Source organism: Thalassococcus sp. S3 (assembly GCF_004216475.1).
Taxonomy (GTDB): Bacteria; Pseudomonadota; Alphaproteobacteria; order Rhodobacterales; family Rhodobacteraceae.
Window position 1 is genome coordinate 1,595,887 of record NZ_CP022303.1, and the last position, 18,859, is coordinate 1,614,745.

The 18,859-nt window shown below is 63.3% G+C and carries 15 protein-coding genes; 13 read left to right on the forward strand and 2 right to left on the reverse strand.

From position 1 onward, the window contains the following. The first annotated feature begins 66 nt into the window (after positions 1 to 66). The 3 genes from CFI11_RS07975 to CFI11_RS07985 are packed head-to-tail and all read left to right on the forward strand — an operon-like array spanning position 67 to position 1,498. A complete protein-coding gene (locus CFI11_RS07975; RefSeq protein WP_130409959.1) occupies positions 67 to 657 on the forward strand; it encodes an RNA polymerase sigma factor in 591 nt (196 codons plus the stop codon). After that, positions 650 to 1,012, forward strand: a complete 363-nt coding sequence (locus CFI11_RS07980) for a hypothetical protein (protein ID WP_130404770.1) — start codon at positions 650 to 652, stop codon at positions 1,010 to 1,012. The genes CFI11_RS07975 and CFI11_RS07980 overlap by 8 nt, the downstream gene beginning before the upstream one ends. 3 nt (positions 1,013 to 1,015) lie before the next feature. Next, positions 1,016 to 1,498 carry a periplasmic heavy metal sensor gene (locus CFI11_RS07985; RefSeq protein ID WP_130404772.1) on the forward strand — a complete coding sequence of 161 codons (483 nt, stop codon included), beginning with the start codon at positions 1,016 to 1,018 and terminating at the stop codon, positions 1,496 to 1,498. 18 nt (positions 1,499 to 1,516) lie between these two features. Here the strand turns inward: CFI11_RS07985 and CFI11_RS07990 are convergent, their stop codons facing one another. Continuing rightward, entirely contained in the window at positions 1,517 to 2,923 is a 1,407-nt protein-coding gene (locus CFI11_RS07990; protein WP_130404774.1) for a diguanylate cyclase, read from the reverse strand. Positions 2,924 to 3,025: 102 nt separating this feature from the next. Between CFI11_RS07990 and CFI11_RS07995 the strand changes: the two genes are divergently transcribed. From CFI11_RS07995 to CFI11_RS08035, 9 genes are all read left to right on the forward strand, one after another. Further along, entirely contained in the window at positions 3,026 to 3,304 is a 279-nt protein-coding gene (locus CFI11_RS07995; protein ID WP_130404776.1) for a DUF3572 domain-containing protein, read from the forward strand. A 3-nt stretch (positions 3,305 to 3,307) separates the two neighbouring features. Continuing rightward, a complete protein-coding gene (locus tag CFI11_RS08000) occupies positions 3,308 to 3,997 on the forward strand; it encodes an HAD family hydrolase (RefSeq protein ID WP_130404778.1) in 690 nt (229 codons plus the stop codon). Positions 3,998 to 4,101: 104 nt separating this feature from the next. Continuing rightward, entirely contained in the window at positions 4,102 to 5,661 is a 1,560-nt protein-coding gene (locus CFI11_RS08005) for a trimethylamine methyltransferase family protein (RefSeq protein WP_130404780.1), read from the forward strand. Between the two features lie 59 nt (positions 5,662 to 5,720). Continuing rightward, on the forward strand, positions 5,721 to 7,481 hold the full coding sequence (locus tag CFI11_RS08010) for a DUF4153 domain-containing protein (RefSeq protein ID WP_130404782.1): 1,761 nt from the start codon (positions 5,721 to 5,723) through the stop codon (positions 7,479 to 7,481). Positions 7,482 to 7,569: 88 nt separating this feature from the next. Further along, positions 7,570 to 8,157, forward strand: coding sequence for a heme NO-binding domain-containing protein (locus CFI11_RS08015; protein ID WP_130404784.1), 588 nt, complete (start codon positions 7,570 to 7,572; stop codon positions 8,155 to 8,157). After that, a complete protein-coding gene (locus tag CFI11_RS08020; protein ID WP_130404786.1) occupies positions 8,154 to 9,191 on the forward strand; it encodes a GGDEF domain-containing protein in 1,038 nt (345 codons plus the stop codon). Before CFI11_RS08015 ends, CFI11_RS08020 begins: the two co-directional genes overlap by 4 nt. Positions 9,192 to 9,428: 237 nt before the next feature. After that, on the forward strand, positions 9,429 to 10,088 hold the full coding sequence (locus tag CFI11_RS08025) for an ABC transporter ATP-binding protein (RefSeq protein ID WP_130409960.1): 660 nt from the start codon (positions 9,429 to 9,431) through the stop codon (positions 10,086 to 10,088). After that, positions 10,085 to 12,469 (forward strand): FtsX-like permease family protein, encoded by a 2,385-nt coding sequence (locus CFI11_RS08030; RefSeq protein ID WP_130404788.1) that lies wholly within the window; start codon positions 10,085 to 10,087, stop codon positions 12,467 to 12,469. Before CFI11_RS08025 ends, CFI11_RS08030 begins: the two co-directional genes overlap by 4 nt. Then, complete coding sequence (locus tag CFI11_RS08035) at positions 12,459 to 13,517, forward strand: lipocalin-like domain-containing protein (RefSeq protein ID WP_130404790.1); 1,059 nt, start codon at positions 12,459 to 12,461, stop codon at positions 13,515 to 13,517. Before CFI11_RS08030 ends, CFI11_RS08035 begins: the two co-directional genes overlap by 11 nt. A gap of 68 nt (positions 13,518 to 13,585) precedes the next feature. Here the strand turns inward: CFI11_RS08035 and CFI11_RS08040 are convergent, their stop codons facing one another. After that, entirely contained in the window at positions 13,586 to 17,407 is a 3,822-nt protein-coding gene (locus CFI11_RS08040) for a BTAD domain-containing putative transcriptional regulator (protein ID WP_165390216.1), read from the reverse strand. Between the two features lie 200 nt (positions 17,408 to 17,607). Here CFI11_RS08040 and CFI11_RS08045 point away from each other — a divergent pair, with 200 nt between their 5' ends. Continuing rightward, on the forward strand, positions 17,608 to 18,843 hold the full coding sequence (locus CFI11_RS08045; RefSeq protein ID WP_130404794.1) for a hypothetical protein: 1,236 nt from the start codon (positions 17,608 to 17,610) through the stop codon (positions 18,841 to 18,843). Positions 18,844 to 18,859 lie beyond the last annotated feature (16 nt).

Below are 18,859 nucleotides of genomic sequence, written 5' to 3' on the forward strand. Positions count from 1 at the left end.
ACGAATGTGGCGCGAGACAGTGCTGGCACCTTGGAGCTGGCGGCGGGACAGGTTAGCTCTCTGACCATGTTTCGCCGAGCGGTTGCAATGGACGAGACCTCGGACGAGGACTTGCTGGCACGATATGCCACGGGCGATGCCGTGGCAGCCCAGGAACTGACCCGACGGCACGCGCCGCGCGCGTTTGCCGTCGCGTTTCGAATGCTTGCGGATCGGGCGGAAGCGGAGGATGTGGCACAGGAAGCGCTGCTGAGGCTGTGGAAGATCGCACCGGATTGGCGCCGGGGAGAAGCACAGGTGAGCACATGGCTCTATCGTGTCACGTTTAATCTGAGCGCCGATGTGCTACGCAAGAGAAAGCGGGTTGGTGTTGCGCTGGACGACGCGCCCGAGCCCGTGGATGAGGCAAAACCACCCGCGGAACGGATGCTGGACCACGCCCGTGCCGCAGCGCTGCAAGAGGCGCTTGGGACCTTGCCGGACCGGCAGCGTCAGGCGGTGGTCCTGCGCCACATCGAAGGGTTGGGGAACCCTGAGATCGCACAGGTCATGGACATAAGTGTCGAGGCGGTCGAAAGTCTGACCGCGCGCGGCAAACGCGCATTGGCGGCTGTCTTGAAAGGGCGGCGTGCAGAATTGGGGTATCAGGATGGCTGATCAGGACCGGGACGACGCATTTCTGGAGGCGTATTGGAGCGCCGCCCGGCGATTGCCGCCGGAACCGGCACCTGACTGGATGCAGCGGATCACGGCGGAGGCGCTGCAGGAACAGCAAAGGCGGGCGGCCCCCGGCGACCGGCCCGAAGGTTTTTGGGCGCAACTTTACCAAGTGCTGGGCGGCTGGCAGGGCGTCGGCGGGCTGGTGGCCGCCTGCGCGGCGGGCATCTGGATCGGCTTCGCGCCGCCGGCCTCCCTCCCTGACCCGGTCGCGGTGGTGATCGGGGACAGCACGGATGTGAACCTTTTGCAGGTGGGGATGTTTGACATTGCGATGGCGCTTGAGGAAGGCTGATTGATGAGTGCAACCAAAAGGCCGGGGCGCTGGCTGCGCGTTTTGCTGATCGTCTCGCTTGGGGCCAATCTTTTGTTCATGGGGGCAATCGCCGGAGCCTGGGCCAGGTTTGGGGGCCCACCGGAGATGACCCCGGGACCGCCGCATAGCGGTGTGGTGTTCTACCGGGAATTGCCGCCGGAGACCCGGAGGGAGATGCGCCAGTCGCTGAAACGCGTTTTCGCCGCGATCCGCGGCGCGGGTATCGCGGAGGCCGAAGAGATCGGCGCGGCGATCCGGTCGGAGCCTTTCGATGCCGAACGACTGGGGGCGATCCTCGACGAGCAGGCGCATCAGATCTTCGATGCGCAATTCGACATCAAGGATGTCTGGCTGGAGAAGGTCAGAGAGATGTCGACGGCGGAGCGCGCAGCCTATGCCGATCGCGTTGAGACGGCGCTGAAGGAACGCGGCAAGCGCCCCCCGAAGCCACCGCGCGGAGACTGAGGCGATAGGATCGCGGGGTCAGGCCGCCGGCCTGACGAGCGTGACCTGATTGCGCCCCGCACCCTTCGATTGATAGAGCGCCTGGTCGGCCAGGCCCAATAGCACGGATGCACCGCTGCCGCCGGACTGGCACAGAGCGCCGTCGCCCTCGCGCCCGGAGGATACGGTCAGCCCCACGCTGATGGTCACGTCGACCGGGGGATGGGCGGGGCCGGTCAGAAACGGGCTCTCCTCGATTTTCTCGCACAATCGTTCGGCCGCCACTTGTGCCTTGGAGAGGCCGGTATCCGGCATCACGATCAAGAACTCCTCTCCTCCGACGCGCGCGACAAGATCGACCGCACGCAGGTTGGAGGTCAGGCGCCGGGCGGCTTCCGTCAGAACGGCGTCGCCCGCAGCATGGCCATAGAGATCGTTGATGCGCTTGAAATGATCGAGATCGGCAAGCATGACCGCGAAACTGCGACCGGTCTCTGCCGCGCGCGCGGCGACGCGGGACAGATGGGGCATCGCGTAACGCCGGTTGTAGAGACCCGTCATGGGGTCGATCACCGCAGCCTCCAGCCCGTGGCGGACGGTCGCCCGCAGACGGTCCTGGTTTTGTTTGTTGCGGATCTGGGCGGCGATCCGAAGGGCCAGTTCCTCCGGTTCGAAATCCGTCAGCATCACGTCATTCGCGCCCAGATCCAGCGCATCGGCTGCCAATGTCTGATGCGCTGGCGATATCAGGGCGATGATGCCGGAATGACGGGTATTGGCGCGCGCCCGCAGATCCGCCAGCAGACGCAGCCCGTGATCGGCGCTGTCGGGCGAGAGGGCGATGACAAGGACGTCGGGCGCGCTGTCCTGCATGATGTGACCCAGCGCGTCATCAAGTGAGAAGCATTTCAGACGCGCGCGGGTAAACGGCTTGAGGGCGGCCTGCCAGAGGGCACTGATGTTCTTGGCGGTGCTGAGAAGGCCGACGGAGGCCGGCGCGGCAAAGTGGGCCGCCGGTTCGGCAAAGCCAAGGGCCCGCGACGTGCCGTCCCGCAGCCGCAGCTCCTCGGCGCTGTTGCGCGCGCGGATCAGGCTGCGGATGCGGGCCTGAAGGATAATCTCGTTCAGCGGATGGCTCATGACATCGTCGGCCCCCGCGGCAAGTGCGGCCCGGCGCATGGCGGGATCGTCCTGCGCGGTGAGCACGAGGATCGGCACATGCGCGATATCGTCGGTCGCCTTGATCACGCGGCAAATGGCGGGAGCGTTGTCGTCCGGCAGTTCGGCGGCGAGGATCATCAGGTCGGGCTGCGTCGCGCGCACCTGATCCACGAGGCTTGCGGCCCGGGACGCCTGCGCAATGTCATAGAACGCCGGTGAGAGCTTGGCCTTGAGAAGGATGCGGTTGGTGGCAACCCCATCTACGATCAGGATCGTACCTTGCACGACTTACCTTTCGAACTTGCATTCCAGCGATCCGTGCAGTCTTTAGGAGAGTGGTTAATAAACTCTTTCCGTTTCGCCTAAAATCGGGGAGGTCGAGGAAGGATGCAGCGGGAAACCGCCGAAACGCTGGCATTGAATGCCCTGAGCTGGCTGGTTGCACATGAGGAGTTGCGACCGGTTTTTCTGAGTTCCACGGGCCTGTCCGAGGCGGATCTGCGCAGCCGCGCGGGGGACCCGGATGTTCTGGGCTCGGTCCTCGATTTTTTGATGATGGATGACGCGTGGGTCATCGCGTTCTGCGACGCGAACGGTTTTGCCTACGATCAGCCGATGCAGGCCCGCGCGGCGCTGCCGGGCGGTGCCCAGATGCATTGGACCTGAACGATGAAAATCGAGGCCATTCTTTTTGACAAGGACGGAACGCTCTTTGACTTTTCGGCGACCTGGGATGTCTGGGCGGCCGAGGTGATAAGGGACCTGGCGGGGGGGCAGACAGAGCGCGAGAGGGCGCTTGCGGGCGCGGTTTACTACGACCTCGATGCGGGGACCTTTCTGCCGGAAAGCCGGGTTATCGCAGGCACCAACCGGGAGGCCGCGGAATGCTTTGCCCGAGAGCTTCCAGAACGTCATGTGGATGAGATCGAGATTTTCCTGGCCGAGCGCGCGAAATCGGCGCCGCTGGTGCCGGCTGTGCCGCTGGGCCCGTGTCTGGATCGTCTTCTGGCCCGTGATCTCGCGCTGGGCGTGATGACCAATGACACCGAAAGCGGGGCGTATGCGCATCTGGACGCGGCGGGGATTAGGGATCGCTTTGCCTTTGTCGCGGGGTTTGACAGCGGCTTTGGCGCCAAGCCCGCGCCCGACCCGCTTTTGGCCTTTTGCCGCGCTGTCGGCGTCACCCCGGAGGCGGGGGTGATGGTCGGCGACAGCCCCCATGATCTGATCGCGGGAAGGGCCGCGGGCATGCGGACCGCGGCGGTGCTGACCGGTGTCGCGGGAGAGGCGGAGCTTGCACCACTGGCGGACGTGGTCCTGCCGGATATCGGTCACCTGGAAGGCTGGATCGCCCCCTGACGCGAGGGGCGGGTGCGAAGAACGACAGCAGGTGTCGCGAATAGAAAGGAACCTCGGGGCCGCCTGCGGCCAACCTTTTGCTGACCAGCAGCGGGAGGGTTCTCATGGCGGATGGAGCGGGACGCAGGCGGCGCGGCGGCGGACGGGCCGGGAACGCGGCACGGCGCGGGGGCGCGGTGATCGAACAGATGCCATGGCGCGTGCCGGTCAACACCGACCGGCCGGTGGAACCGCTGGATCAGGACGGCGTAGAAGCGATCCACGAGGGCGCCATGCGGATCCTCGAGGAAGTGGGCGTTGCCTTTCTGAACGAAGAAGCGCTTGGGATCCTCAAAGAGGCCGGGTGCAAGACAGAAGGCGACATCGTCTTCATGGACCGCGAATTCGTGATGGAAATGGTCGGCAAGGCGCCGTCGCAATTCACCATCATGCCCCGCAATCCGGAGCGGGCGATCACGATTGGCGGGCGCAATATCGTGTTTGGCAACGTCTCTTCCCCGCCCAATTACTGGGATATGCAGATCGGAAAGAAGGTGCCCGGCACGCGTGAAATGTGCGCGAACATGCTGAAGCTGACCCAGTATTTCAACTGTATCCACTTCGCGGGCGGCTACCCGGTCGAGCCGGTGGATATCCACGCCTCTGTCCGCCATCTCGACGTGCTCTACGACAAGCTGACGCTCACCGATAAGGTAATGCACGCCTATAGCCTGGGTAAAGAGCGGGTCGAGGACGTGATGGAGATGGTGCGGATCGCGGGCGGCATGACCGATGCCGAGTTCGAGGCCCGGCCGCATATGTATACGAACATCAACTCGACCTCGCCTCTGAAGCACGACCATCCGATGATCGACGGCTGCCTGCGTCTGATCCGGCGCGGGCAGGCGGTCGTGGTCACGCCCTTCACCCTTGCGGGCGCCATGGCCCCGGTGACGATGGCCGGAGCGGTCGCGCAATCCATAGCCGAAGCGCTTTGTGCGGTGGCCCTCTTTCAATATGTCCGTCCGGGCGCGCCCTGCGCGATTGGCACGTTCACGTCGAACGTGGATATGAAAAGCGGTGCGCCCGCCTTCGGGACGCCGGAATATATGCGCGCGACCCAGATGACTGGGCAGCTTGCGCGGTTCTACGGATTGCCGATGCGCTCCTCGGGTGTCTGTGCCGCGAATGTGCCGGACGGTCAGGCCATGTGGGAGACCTCCAACAGCCTATGGGCGGCGGTGCAGTCGGGGACGAACATGGTCTACCATGCCGCCGGCTGGCTGGAGGGCGGATTGATCGCGAGCCCGGAGAAGTTTGTCATGGATTGCGAGATTATCCAGCAAATCCAAAGGTATATGGAGCCAGAAATCACCGCGACGACCGCTGATGATATCGCCCTGGATGCCATCAAGGCGGTGGGCAATGACGGACATTTCTTTGGCATCGAACATACGCAGGCACGCTATACCACCGCCTTTTATCAACCCTATCTGAGCGATTGGAAGAATTACGAAGGCTGGGAAGCGGCAGGCGGGGTCTGGACCGCGGAAAGGGCCCATCACCTCTTCAAGGAGATCGTCGCTCAGTTCGAGGCGCCCCCGATGGATGAGGCCATACGCGAGGAGCTGGCTGATTTCGTCACCCGCAGAAAATCGGAAGGCGGGGCGCCGACGGACTTCTGACCTCTGGTGTCCACACATAGATCTGGATAGCTTGGACGAGGTTGGAGTGGAGATCGGGAATGTTGGAGGAGACCGGCCGCGACGTGCTGGTGCGCCGAGCGGTCATGTCTGCGTTCGGTGCCATGGCAGCGCTGGCGCTTTGGGCGCTGGGACAGGCCTGGCTTGAAGGCACGATCGGAGAACGTCCTTTTCTGGCGGCCATGGTCTTTGCCGCCGGGTTTTGCGGCGCCGCGCTTCTGTTGGCGGGGCCACTGTCCCTTTGGAGGGCGTGTGTCGGCGGCCTGATCCTGGGCGCGGTCTCGGCGCTGCTGATCACGCTGGTCGGGCTGCGGTTCGCGGACCCGTTGCAGGCCCTTGATCAGGGATCGGTGATGCCGGTCCTGATGCTTTTTGCCGGTATTACCTTGCCGTTTCTTGTCGTTTTGCTGGAAGGCGACAACGTCTGGAGAGCCTATCCGGCGCTTTTTGACCGGACTTGGACACTGATCATACGCGGCGCGGCGTCGCTTTTGTTCCTGGGGCTCTTCTGGCTTGTCTTCGCGCTGTCGGACGCGCTTTTGTCCCTGGTTGGCCTGAGCGTTCTGCAACCGGTGCTGGAGACGGAATGGCTGGCCCTGATGTTGAGCGGCGGTGTCGTCGGGCTGGCGCTGGCCGTCCTGCACGAGATGCGCCGGGCCCTTGCCCCGGATCTGATCCTGCAATTGCTGCGTCTGCTGCTGCCGGTTGTCGTGGTCGTCGTGGGGCTGTTTCTGGTGCTGCTGCCGGTTCGGGGCGTGTCGGATCTGTTCGGAATGCTGTCGGCGGGCGCGGTGCTGATGACGGTGGCTGCTGGCGCGATCGTACTGATCATCGCATCGGTCGATCGGTCGGATGCGGATGCCGTGAAGGCGCCGGTCATGGTTTGGTCGACGCGGGGCCTTGCGGTTCTGGTTCCGGTGCTGGCCCTGCTCGCGCTTTGGAGCGTCGGGCTGCGCGTGGATCAATACGGTTGGACCCCGCCACGTGTTCTGGCGGGCGCGATCGGTGCCGTTCTGGCAGGTTTTGGCCTGCTCTATGCCGCGTCGATCCTGAGGGGCGCGGGTTGGATGGCGCGAGTGCGGCAATCCACATTGGTCATGATGCTGGTGGCTTTGGGCGTGATGGCGGCGTGGATGAGCCCGCTGCTGGACGCGCAGCGGATCTCTGTCGAGAGCCAGGTTGCCCGGTTCGAGGATGGAAGATTGCCGGCAGAGGCGGTGCCGCTGACGGTCCTTCAGCGGGACTGGGGCTATGCCGGAGCTCGGGGGTTCGAGAGGCTGACGGCGATGACGGATCACCCTCAATATGCGGCGCTTCAGGCCCGGCTCAGGCAGCCGGATCGGCCCTCAAATCCAAGGGTATTGGCCGAACTGAACCGCATGGAGGAAGCTGAAAAGCTGGCAAATGCGCTCCCGGTCAGGCCGGGGGCCGAACCGATTGACCCGATCATGTTCGAGAGGTTGCCGGTGCATCAATTGCGGAGCTGGAACGCGGGATGCGCGCGCAGCTTCGCGGACGGCGCGCCGGGCTGTGTGCTGCTGCGCGTGCCGCTTTTGCCCGATCGTGAGCCGCAGGGCGTGATCCTGATACGAACCGGCGACGGAGAGGTCGAAGGCGCCTTTTTGATGTTTGCGGAGGGGCGCGCGGACAGTGTGCAGGGGCTCTATGATCTGGCCGGAGAACGCTGGCCGGTGCTCAACGATGCCCATCTGCGGGCCGCTTTGAACGAACCGGTCCTGACTGCTCCGACCGGCCTGTCGGCGCTGGTTTTGGGAGAGGAGAGGCTGGTCCCGCTGCCCTGAACCGGGAGAGAAACGCGGACAATTGAAAGTGTTTGCGCTTTCTTAAGCGTTGGCCGCCATCTTGCCACCGAGCAGGAAAGGCGCGCAGATGCACGGTTTGATCAACAAGGCGGTTCAGTCCTTTGTGACCTATACATACGGGCAGGATCTGTGGGCGCAGATCGCACGGGATGCCGAACTGGGCTTTGTCGATTTCGAGGCGATGCTGATCTATGATGACGAGCAGACGCACCGTGTTGTCGATGCCGTCTGCAACCGGCTGGACCGAAGCAGGGACGAGGTGCTGGAGGATATCGGCACGTTCCTCGTGTCGGAGCCGAAACTGGAGGCCCTGCGCCGTCTGTTGCGGTTCGGAGGTGTCAGTTACGAGGATTTTCTGCACTCGCTGGATGATCTGCCGGACCGCGCGCGGCTCGCGGTCGACGACCTGTCGCTTCCCGCGCTGGAACTGCGCGAACATGCGCGCAATCTTTATACCCTGACCTGCCATCCCGGCCTGCCTGGTTTCGGTCTGGTCATGATGGGCATCCTACGGGCCATGGCCGATGATTACGGCGCCCTTGCAATTCTGGAACATCGCGGCAGCACGGATGGGGTCGAAAATATCTCGATTTCATTGGTCGAAACCGAGTTTGCCGAGGGCCGCAGCTTCGAATTGGGGGCACGGGTCGGATGACGCAAGAAGCCATGTCGGATATACTCGACGTGCTCTGTCCAATGCATCTGATGCTCGATGGGACGGGGCACATTGTCCATGCCGGGCCAACCCTTCAGAAGCTGAGACCCCAGGGCACGATGAAGGGGCAACGATTTCTGGAGCTTTTCGAGCTGGTGCGGCCGCGCGCGATCTCGTCGATGCATGATCTGATACAGATCGTCGGGACCAAGCTTCATCTGCATTTGCGCGATGCGCCGCAAACCGGTCTCAAGGGCATCATCGTGCCCGCGCCGGACGGTGAGGGCGGGATTGTGAATCTGTCCTTCGGGATCTCCATCCTGGATGCGCTTCGCGACTATGACCTGACGAACACGGACTTTGCCCCGACAGACCCGACGGTTGAAATGCTCTACCTCGTTGAGGCGAAGTCGCTGGCGATGCAGGCGTTCCGAACGTTGAGCCAGCGCCTGCACGGGGCCAAGATCGCCGCCGAGGAACAGGCTTACTCCGACACCCTGACCGGGTTGAAGAACCGGCGCGCGATGGACCATATCCTCAATCGCCTGCTGGATCTGGGCGAGCCGTTCGCGTTGATGCATCTCGATCTCGATTACTTCAAATCCATCAACGACACGCTTGGCCATGCCGCCGGTGACCATGTCCTGCGGATCGTCGCCTCCATCATGATTGAGGAGACACGCGAACAGGATACTGTTGCACGCGTGGGCGGGGATGAGTTCGTGCTGATCTTCAAAAACCTTCTGGATCGCGAAAAGCTTCTGAAAATCGCAAGGCGCCTGATAGAGCGGTTGGAGGTGCCGATCCCCTTTGACGGAAACCTTTGCCGCATCTCCTGCAGCATCGGAACGGTCCTGTCGTCGGATTACCGTGCTACGGACGCGGCCAGTCTGCTCGATGACGCGGATGTGGCACTTTATGCCTCAAAACATGCCGGCCGGGCCTGCCATACCTATTATGCGCCAGAGCTCAGAGAGATGCCGCCACCGGGCCCACCCACCGCCGGCCGGGGCGCGGCACGAGGCGATGCGTAATCCCGCGCGGACCGGCTCGTGGAACGTGCTGTCTGGGGAGGCGGGACGGATCGAGGCTTGGGGCTTTGCGTTCTGCAAGCCGTGGCGCCAGTGCGCTCAGCCTCTTGCCGTGGAAGGCGCCCGCCATGATCAGGTGCTGCGTCCAAAAGGTCAGTGGAAGCCATGCGGTAACTGACCTAGCTCTGCCTTCAGGATAAGCCGGATGTGGGCTGGATCGGATGGCGCGGGGTAGGGTTGGTGCTTCTGAAGGTCGAAGAGGTCGAAAAGCGCTTTGTTGCAGGCGGACATGTCACGCCGGTCCTTCAGGGCGTATCTTTCGATCTGGATGTCGGAGGCACGCTGGCGCTGACCGGGGAATCGGGCAGCGGAAAGAGCACCTTGCTGCATCTGATCGCAGGTCTCGACAGCATCGATGCCGGTGCCATTTACATTGAGGGCGCCGATCTCGGAGCGCTCGCGGATAAGGGGCGCGCCGCATTGCGTCGCGGCACCGTGGGGCTGGTTTTTCAACAGTTCAATCTGATCCCGAGCCTGACCGTGCGGGACAATATCACCTTCCATGCCAGGCTGTCCGGGCGCGAGGACCGTCAATGGTCCGCTGCTCTTGCGGAGCGGATCGGTCTGGCGGACCAGCTCGACAAATACCCCGAAGCGCTGTCGGGTGGGCAACAGCAACGCGCAGCGATCGCCCGTACGCTGGCGGCACGGCCGAGGCTGGTCTTGGCGGATGAGCCGACGGGCAATCTGGACGAAGACACGGCCGAAACCGTTTTGAGCCTGCTGCTCGACACGGCCCGCGAAGCGCAGGCCGCCTTGCTGATGGTCACACATTCGTCCCATCATGCCAGCCGGATGGACCGGCAATTGCGTCTGAGCCACGGGCGCCTGGCGGCATGATCCGCACCGGACTGATCGCGATCCTGTCGCATTGGCGCAAACGGCCCTGGCAGTTGCTGACCCTTGTTCTGGGGCTGGCCCTGGCAACGGCCCTGTGGTCCGGGGTTCAGGCCATCAACGCGGAGGCGCGGGCGAGCTATGCCGAGGCCGCCGATGTGCTGGATCAGGGACGTTACGCCCGCATCGTAACAGAGACCGGAGCGCCGATCCCCGAGCCGCTTTACGTCGCTTTGCGCCGCGCGGGATGGCTGGTCAGCCCTGTCGTGGAAGGGCGTGTCGGGGGGCGGTCGCTTCTGGGCGTTGACCTGCTGACCTTGCCGCGTCAAGCACAGGCCGGGCCTGCCGCGCCGCCTGACCTCACCCGGCTGCTGTCGGGGGGGCCGGTTGTCTTCGCGCATCCCGATGACGCGGAAGAGTGGTCGGCCTTGGGCATCGAGGTCGTATCGGACACCGAGCAAAGCCGCGGAACGGCGCTGGCCGATATCGGCACGGTCCAGAACCTCACCGCAACCCAAGGCGCCTTGAGCTATCTGCTGGTCGCACCAGCGCAGCCGCGCCTGCGCGCGCCGCTCTCGCAGATCGACGCCCGCCTGGTCCTGCAGGAGCCGGAGCAGGCACAGGCCGATATGGCGCGATTGACCGACAGCTTTCACTTGAACCTCACAGCCTTTGGGCTGCTGTCCTTTGCGGTGGGGATTTTCATCGTCTATGGCGCAATCGGTCTGGCCTTTGAACAGCGACGCCCGATTTTCCGCACCCTGAGGGCGCTGGGCATGCCGTTGCGGGCGCTGATCATTGTCCTTGGTCTTGAGTTGATGGCTCTGGCGCTTGTGGCCGGCGCTGTGGGGGTCGCGCTTGGGTATGTCGTTGCCGCGGCATTATTGCCCGACGTGGCCGCCACGTTGCGTGGTCTTTACGGCGCGGATGTTCCCGGGCAGTTGTCGCTGCGCCCGATCTGGTGGGTTTCGGGCCTGGGCATGGCGCTTTTGGGCAGCTCGGTTGCGGCGCTGGGGGCGTTCTGGCGCCTCGCACGATTGCCGGTGCTGGCCTCGAACCAGCCGCGGGCCTGGACGGTGCAGGCCGCCCGCGCGGGCCTTTGGTTCGCGGCCGCGTCGCTGATGCTGGCGGGCCTCGGGATCGCGATTGCGGCGTTCGGATCCGGTCTGATTGCGGGGTTCGGGTTGCTGGCCTGCCTTCTGCTGGCCGCCGCCCTGGCCCTGCCGCCTGTGCTGGATCTGGTCTTGCGTGGATTGGCGACGTTGGCGCGCGGCCCGATGGGGGCCTGGTTCTGGGCGGATGCGCGACAGCAATTGCCGGGCCTGTCGATGGCCCTTATGGCGCTTTTGCTTGCGATGGCCGCGAATCTCGGCGTTTCGACGATGGTGTCGAGCTTTCGTCTGACGTTTGTCGGCTATCTCGATCAGCGCCTGGCTTCGGAGCTTTACCTGCGGGCCACGACAGCCGAGCAGGCGGAGGATGTTGCGGCGTTTCTTGATACACGGGTCGATGCGGTCTTGCCCATCGTCTCGGTGGAGGCGCGGATCGCGGGACGCCCGGCGCAGATCTACGGCGTGGTGGACCACCCGACCTATCGCGAGACCTGGCCGATCCTGGAGGCGGTCCCGGATGTCTGGGACCGTCTGGCCGCGGGTGATGGGGTGCTGATCAATGAACAGCTCTTTCGGCGGGCGGAGCTGTCCTTGGGCGAGCCACTGCCGGGCGCGGCGCCGGAAGACCGCGTTCTTGGGGTCTACAGCGACTACGGCAATCCCGAAGGGCAGGTGGTGCTGAGTTTCGAGGCGTTTTCCGCCCGATACCCGGACGAGCCGGTCTTGCGCTTTGGTGTGCGAACCGATGACCCGGACGGCGTGATGGCAATGCTGCGGGAGAGATTTGATCTGCCGGCAGATGGCGTGGTGGATCAGGCGCAGATCAAGGCCTTCTCGCTTGATATCTTCGAGCGGACCTTTGCGGTGACACGGGTGCTGAACGTGCTCACGCTGGCGGTGGCGGGGCTGGCCATGTTCATCAGTCTTCTGACGTTGGCCACGATGCGACTGCCCCAATTGGCGCCAGTCTGGGCCTTGGGCCTGACCCGAAGACGCCTTGCGGGGCTTGAGTTGTTGCGCGCGGTGGCTCTGGCCGCCTTTACGGGCTTTTTTGCAATCCCGCTTGGTCTGCTTTTGGCGTGGGTTTTGCTGGCTATTGTGAACGTCGAAGCCTTTGGCTGGCGGTTGCCGATGCATATCTTTCCAATGGATTATGTGGAGCTTGGCATACTCACTCTGGTGGCCGCGATCCTCGCGGCGTTCTGGCCTGCGACGCGGTTGGCCCGCACGCCGCCGGGCGAGGTGTTGAAAGTGTTCACCCATGAACGTTAGGGCGCTGACATACCTCTTTCTTTTCCTGCCTTCGATGCTGTGGGCGCAGGGATTTGCGGGTCTGGGAACAGAGGCGGACGGCTTCGCCATTCCGCGTCCCGGCAAGGAATTCTCGTTTCCCCAAGATCACGGGGCACATCCGCAATACCGCATCGAGTGGTGGTATCTGACCGCTAATCTGAAAGGCGCCGACGGCCGGGATTACGGATTGCAGTGGACGCTCTTTCGCTCGGCACTCAGGCCGGAGACGGCGGATGGATGGGCCAGCCCGCAATTGTGGATGGGCCACGCTGCCGTCACAACGCCCGATCGTCATTTCGTGACGGAAAGGCTGGCCCGGGGCGGGATCGGACAGGCCGGCGTTTCCGTCGAACCATTCGAGGCCTGGATCGACGATTGGGTCATGGCGGGGTCGTCGGATCTGACGGCGCTGACATTGCGGGCCAGCGGCTTCGATTTCAGCTATGACATGACATTGAAGGCGGAAGGGCCGCTTGTCTTTCACGGTCAGGACGGGTTTTCGGTGAAGTCCGAGGAGGGGCAGGCGAGCTATTACTACTCGCAACCGTTCTTTGCGATTGAGGGGACCCTGGATCTGCCGGGGGGCGAGATCCCGGTCACCGGGCACGCCTGGCTGGACCGGGAATGGTCATCGCAACCGTTGTCGGAAACCCAGAAAGGGTGGGATTGGTTCTCGCTGGTCTTCGACAACGGAGACCGCATGATGGCGTTTCAGTTGCGCCAGACAGACGGGACGGTTTTCAGCGCGGCATCCTGGATCACGCCGGATGGCGATCTGACGCCGCTGCCGAATGGTGCATTGACCGCCGAACCGCTGGAGCACGCGCAAGTCGCCCAAAGGGACATCCCGGTCGTTTGGCGCGTGCGTTTGCCCGAAAAGGAGGTCGACGTGACCGTCCGCGCGCTTAACCCGCAATCCTGGATGCGGACGTCGGTGGCCTATTGGGAAGGCCCTGTGCTGGTCGATGGCAGCCATAGCGGGCAGGGCTATCTTGAGATGACAGGTTATGAGGCCGTGAGCGAGTAGGTCGCCGCAAAGAGGCGGTCCTGAACCGGTGTGAGAGGCCGCCGGGCCCCGGCGCTACCGTGTCTGCGCTATGCGCTTTCGGCGGTGGGCGGATCTGACAGCTCTGCCAGAAGGAGGCGGGCATCGTGCCATTCGGCAAAGTCCGCATTTTCCGGGATATGTCGCATGCCGTCCGCGAGCGCTGCGCTTGCCTCACGGACGCGGCCTTGTTCGCGGCGCAGCAGCGCCAGATCGAGCCCGGCCCGAAGGGACAGCAGCCACGTCTGATTGGCATTCGCCTGCGCCAAGGCCTGCATCAGCAGGTCTTCGCGTTCCGCGACCGCAGCAGGCGTCTGGCGCAAAAGCACGTTGGCCTTGATCCGGAGGAGTTCGGGGTCAAAAAAGCGTTCGCCTGTTTCGGCTGTGATCGCCAGCGTCCTGTCGATCATCGTGATCGCCGGCTGCGGCGCGCCACGATCAGTGGAGGCTTCGGCCAGCCACGATATCGCCGCCGGACGGGCCAATTCAGCGCCCGTGTCGAGATAGGCGTTGAACCCGTGTTCGAGAAGATCCAGGCCCTTGGCGTTGCCCAACCGCTCCAGCGCGCGCCCCAGGAACATTTCGGCTTGCGCGTGCCATTGGGCAAATCCCCGGCCTTCCGACAGATCGAGCGCCACCATCGCATGCTGCCGGGTGGTTTCGAAATCACGCCGGAACCCGTGCATGCCAGTGATGAAGATCCGCGCAAAGGCGATCCCGAATTCATGCATCTGGCTTTCCGACAGCCGCGTGGCCTCGGCGGCTGCGCTATCGGCCTCGTGATAGCGGCCCATCAAGGTGAATGCCCATGTCAGATAGGCGTAACTTGATACCGATATGTTCAAACCGAAGCGCAGGCGCTGTTCGCCGATGGGCGCCTCTTGATGCCGGGCAACGGCGCGCCGCAGATGGGTGCAGGCATCGCCCATTTGCCCGCGGTAGAAGCAGACGACACCGGTCATGTAATCGGCGGCTGCCTGGCCCGCGCGGTCGTTGGCCTGCGTTGCGTGCCGGGCCACTTCCGCCCCGATCTCGGCCGCTGTTTCGATATCCGCGCGCACGACGTGATTGCCCCAGTGGCCCCAAAGAAGCTGTGACATGTCGAGATCGGTTTCCTCGGATCCGGGCAAATCACGGGCCCGGTCGTAAACCCGGCGCACCTCCCCCGCTGCAAAGCCACGGGTTGCCAGAAGCTGCGGACCGAGTTGGATCAGCAGGCGGCGTTCAAGGGCGGGATCGGGCGCATCGTCCAACCGGAGGAGGGCGAGGGCCTTGCGAAAATGCTCGGCCGCCTCGCGGTGGGCCGAGATCTGGGCCGCCTGCCGACCTGCCGCTTCGAGAAAAGTCACGGCTTTCTGGGGGGCGCCGCCCAGCTCGTAGTGATAGGCGATGATTTCCGGCGCGCTCAGCAGCTTGTCGCGGTCACGATGTTCGAGGGCGTAGGCGATGCGGTGATGACACTCTGTGCGCACATCGCGCAGGCAGGCCTGATAGACGAATTCCTGAAGCAGGGCGTGCTTGAATTCGTAGCGCGCATAAGGGGGGCGCCCGATCTGAAAGACAAGCTGCGCCGCCTGCAGATTGCGCAAACGTGCGTCAAGCTCGGCCTCTTCCAGATCCACGACTTGTTTGAGCAAGGCAAATTCAAAGCTGGGGCCAATGATGGCTGCCACCTGAAGGATATCGCGCATCTCGGGAAACTGGTCGAGGCGCGACATCAGCGACGCCTGCAGCGTCTCGGGAACCGCGCGATCCTGTCCGATGGTCTGGGAAAGCTCCTCAAGATAGAGGGGAATGCCGGAGGCGCGGCGCACGGTCTCGTCGATCACATCGCGGCTGAGCCCAGGATCGCACCGGGCATCGAGAATCTGACGCGATTGATATTTTGAGAGCCGGTCCAGCGCGATCTGGTCGGTGCAGGACAGGCCCTCAAGATCCGTGCGCGATGTGACGAGCATCAGTGCCGCTTGTCCCGGGATGCGGTCGGCGAGGGCCTGCAGGGTCCGAAGGCTCGTAGGGTCGAACCAATGCGCATCCTCGACAATCAAGAGCGTGGGACTGCGCGACATGCTGCGCGCCAAGCCGTAAAGCACCGCGTCGATCATGTCCTCCGGCTTGGCGTTGGGGGGAAGGGAAGGGGCCCCGGGCACGGTTTGGCAAAGAAGGTCGCGCAGGCGGTCGCGGTAGACGGCTTTGCGCGGCGTTTTCAAAGGGTCTGATGAGAACCAAAGATCAAGCGCGCCGGGGTCCACCGCCCCGCCGCCAGCCGGTTTAAGTTGTAAAAGATGCGTCAGGCAGGCCGTGAACGGCGCAAGCGCGGTCTGCATGTGATGAGGGGAGCCGTGAATGTGAATGATGGTCACAGGGCGCGGTGTGAGCGCGTTTTGCGCCTCATGAAGCAGGCGGGATTTGCCGATCCCGGGCTCCCCCAGAACGGCAAGTGTCTGTCCATCGCCAGAGAGAGCCTGCGCCCAATGATGCTGGATCTGCTCAAGCTCGCTTTGGCGACCGACAAAATGCGTCAGGCTCGCATCGGCCCGGCTGGCTTCGAACCGATTGTGAAAATTCCGCTCGCCGACGATGCGCAGGGCCGGTGGTGTCGTACCCTCTGCGGGGGCCGTCTCGAAATCCGCGCCTGCCATGGCGGCGGCCTCGGCCGAGACAAGCAGGGTGCCGTCCTGGGCCTGATGTTCCAGATCTGCCGCGGTGAGGATCGGCTGGCCGGTCAGGTTGGGCGGGCCGTCCGGGTGATGAGGATCGGTGCGGATCAGCACCTCGCTATAAGCCACGCCGCATCTGAGCGTAAATGCCGGATCCGCGCCATCCCGGTTGTCTTGTGCCGCGGATCTGAGCAGGTCCAGACAGGCGCGGACGGCGCGGGCGGGATCGTGTTCGTCAGCCCGGGGATATCCGAAGGCGGCCACGATCCGGTCGGTATATCTCTGGATGATGCGCCCGGCATGAGCCTTTGTGGCCAACTCAACCATAGCGTGAAACTGGTCGGAGCCATCGGCAAGCGTTTCAGGGTCGCCACCGGTGTCGAATGCCTTTGCATTGGTCCAGCCAAAGCATGCAATTGCGAGGTTGCGTTTTTCAGTGGCCGCACTTGCGATTTCCGTAGAGGCGGTACCCTTTTTGCGTGGCCCCGGTGTCTGCGCGCGGATGCGCTCGGCCAGGGATTTCGTCTCGTCCGAAGGTTCGACGTCCAGTTCGCGCCGCAGCGCGTCCTGACAGCGACTGTACTGCCTCAGCGCTTCGGACCGGTTGCCGGCATCCATCGCGACCTGCATCAAGGCCTGATGCGCGTCCTCGATCGTGGGGTCGATCTCAAGCACGACCTTGGCCGTTTTCGAAATCTCCCCTGCGGTACCTTGCGCAAGTTCGTCGCGCAAAACACGTCGCGCGCAGGACAATGCGGCGTCCCGATGCCGCTCCCGTTCCATCCTAAGCCAGCTTTCGAACGGATCGGACTGGATGGTCAGGCCCTTGAAAAAAGGCCCATTATATAGGATAATCGCTGTTTTCGGATCGGTCTGCGCAGAGTGCCAGAAGAGATGCGTGTCGATCTGAACATCACCGCGCTCTAGGTGAAGCAGGCCACCCTTGGACCGCACGGCAAGCCCCTCATGCCCGGTCAGTCCGCGACGCAGAACGGACAATTCCTGACGCAGACTGGCGCGTGCCTGAGCCTCGCCGCTCTGCGCCCAGAGAAGCGTCGCAACCTCTTCGCGCGCCTTTCCGGTGTCGGGATATTGCGACAGATAGCCGAGCAGGGCCCACGACTTTCGGGTGGGCAGGTTGATCTGCATCCCGTCACTGGTCGACAGGGTGTAGCCCCCGAGCAGATCGAGACGCAGGCGTTTTTCGGACATGTCCAGAAACCCCCGCATTTCGGACAAAAATGGTCTCTGCCGCCAGCGCGCGCCGATACAATCTATGCGAGTGTGGCGGATTTTGCAATTTTTTTATGGTCGGAAAATATCCCGCAGCCAAGGCAGCAAATCATCAAAAAATCCGCCAGGTGCGCCTGTGTTTCGGGTCAGGGCGGAGAATGCAGAGAACAGGGGGAAATATGGCACTTGATCGGTCTTCACATAGCGGATTGCAGGTGGGCGGTGACACATGGAAGGATGTCGACACTGCTTTGGACACGCTTGAACGGAACGGACTGGAACGATCTGCCGACACCAGGCAAGCCGGCCTTGTCCGCGAGATCGTCGAAGCGATGCAGGCCTCTTCGAAGGCGATATCATTCGATGATGTGCGGGATCTGATCGAAAACATCCGGTTCCGGCTGGCGTCGATCCACGCGATGTCGGATCTGAATATCGGCCGCTACGATTGCGACTACTTCGATCCGAATACCGGGCTTGAGCCGCGTATCGGCACAACCGATCCGTCCCGCAGATCGGAGTATTGGGCCTTTTTGCATCCACATGATGTGTGGGACGCGGAATGGGTGCAGACCTCGGTTGGTCAGCCAAGCGACGCCATCGCGCCGCGGGCCGGTGCGATCTTTCCGTTTCGCGGTGAATGCGCGGGTGCGTTTCAGCTTACGGTCTATTGGGGGCTTCTGAACGGTCTCGGTGCGGCCCGCTTTGACGAAATGGCGTCCGTATTTGGAACGATGTATGTGGGACCCTGGCGGCTGGGCAACCGACCCAATCCGGCCACGTTGTTCATGCAGCCCGCATCGCTTGAAGATCCGCCGATCCCGGGTGACTATCTCTATTTCAAGAACAAGGACGACTATCTGAGATGGGCGCCCGACGGGTTTTGGACCGGTCTGAACAGCATGTATATGGGCAAGGACATGCTGGGCACACGCCACTATGCCGGTATGGGCGCCAGCTGGCTGAGCGAGACCAACTTGCGAATGTCTCTGGTGAACGCCTATTATCACGATTGTTACCCCCACACGATTGCCCACCCCAACGTCGAGGTCCGGTTTACCGAGCGTCGGTTGCTGACCATCCCGAAGGAGTATGAGATGCCGGACCACGCGCAGCGCAGCGGTGCCCAAGCTGGCAAGGCCCCGTCCATCCGGACCCTTGAGGAGAGCGGCTACGTATCGTTGGGGGGCGGCATTCTGGAGCATGCCACCACGACCGTGGGGGAGGTTGCGGATCTCTTCGAGGTCGATCCGGGCGACTTGCGCCAGGTGGTGAGTGCGGAGATCGGAAACGCACCCACCCGGCTGGACATCGAGGGCACGGTTGTCGTTCTCCACTACGCCGATCCGGAGGTCAGCCGTCAAGATCCCGCGGCCTCGGTCGCCGTTCATGTGCACAAGATCGACGAAGACTGACCGGTAAGCCGAATGC

Excerpts from the sequence above, each read along its gene's own strand:
- CFI11_RS08035 (WP_130404790.1), top strand. The coding sequence starts at position 12,459 with ATGAACGTTAGGGCGCTGACATACCTCTTTCTTTTCCTGCCTTCGATG.
- CFI11_RS08015 (WP_130404784.1), top strand. The coding sequence starts at position 7,570 with ATGCACGGTTTGATCAACAAGGCGGTTCAGTCCTTTGTGACCTATACA.
- CFI11_RS08000 (WP_130404778.1), top strand. The coding sequence starts at position 3,308 with ATGAAAATCGAGGCCATTCTTTTTGACAAGGACGGAACGCTCTTTGAC.
- CFI11_RS08005 (WP_130404780.1), top strand. The coding sequence starts at position 4,102 with ATGGCGGATGGAGCGGGACGCAGGCGGCGCGGCGGCGGACGGGCCGGG.
- CFI11_RS08040 (WP_165390216.1), bottom strand. The coding sequence starts at position 17,407 with ATGTCCGAAAAACGCCTGCGTCTCGATCTGCTCGGGGGCTACACCCTG.
- CFI11_RS08010 (WP_130404782.1), top strand. The coding sequence starts at position 5,721 with ATGTTGGAGGAGACCGGCCGCGACGTGCTGGTGCGCCGAGCGGTCATG.
- CFI11_RS08045 (WP_130404794.1), top strand. The coding sequence starts at position 17,608 with ATGGCACTTGATCGGTCTTCACATAGCGGATTGCAGGTGGGCGGTGAC.
- CFI11_RS08020 (WP_130404786.1), top strand. The coding sequence starts at position 8,154 with ATGACGCAAGAAGCCATGTCGGATATACTCGACGTGCTCTGTCCAATG.
- CFI11_RS07980 (WP_130404770.1), top strand. The coding sequence starts at position 650 with ATGGCTGATCAGGACCGGGACGACGCATTTCTGGAGGCGTATTGGAGC.
- CFI11_RS08030 (WP_130404788.1), top strand. The coding sequence starts at position 10,085 with ATGATCCGCACCGGACTGATCGCGATCCTGTCGCATTGGCGCAAACGG.
- CFI11_RS07995 (WP_130404776.1), top strand. The coding sequence starts at position 3,026 with ATGCAGCGGGAAACCGCCGAAACGCTGGCATTGAATGCCCTGAGCTGG.
- CFI11_RS07975 (WP_130409959.1), top strand. The coding sequence starts at position 67 with ATGTTTCGCCGAGCGGTTGCAATGGACGAGACCTCGGACGAGGACTTG.
- CFI11_RS07985 (WP_130404772.1), top strand. The coding sequence starts at position 1,016 with ATGAGTGCAACCAAAAGGCCGGGGCGCTGGCTGCGCGTTTTGCTGATC.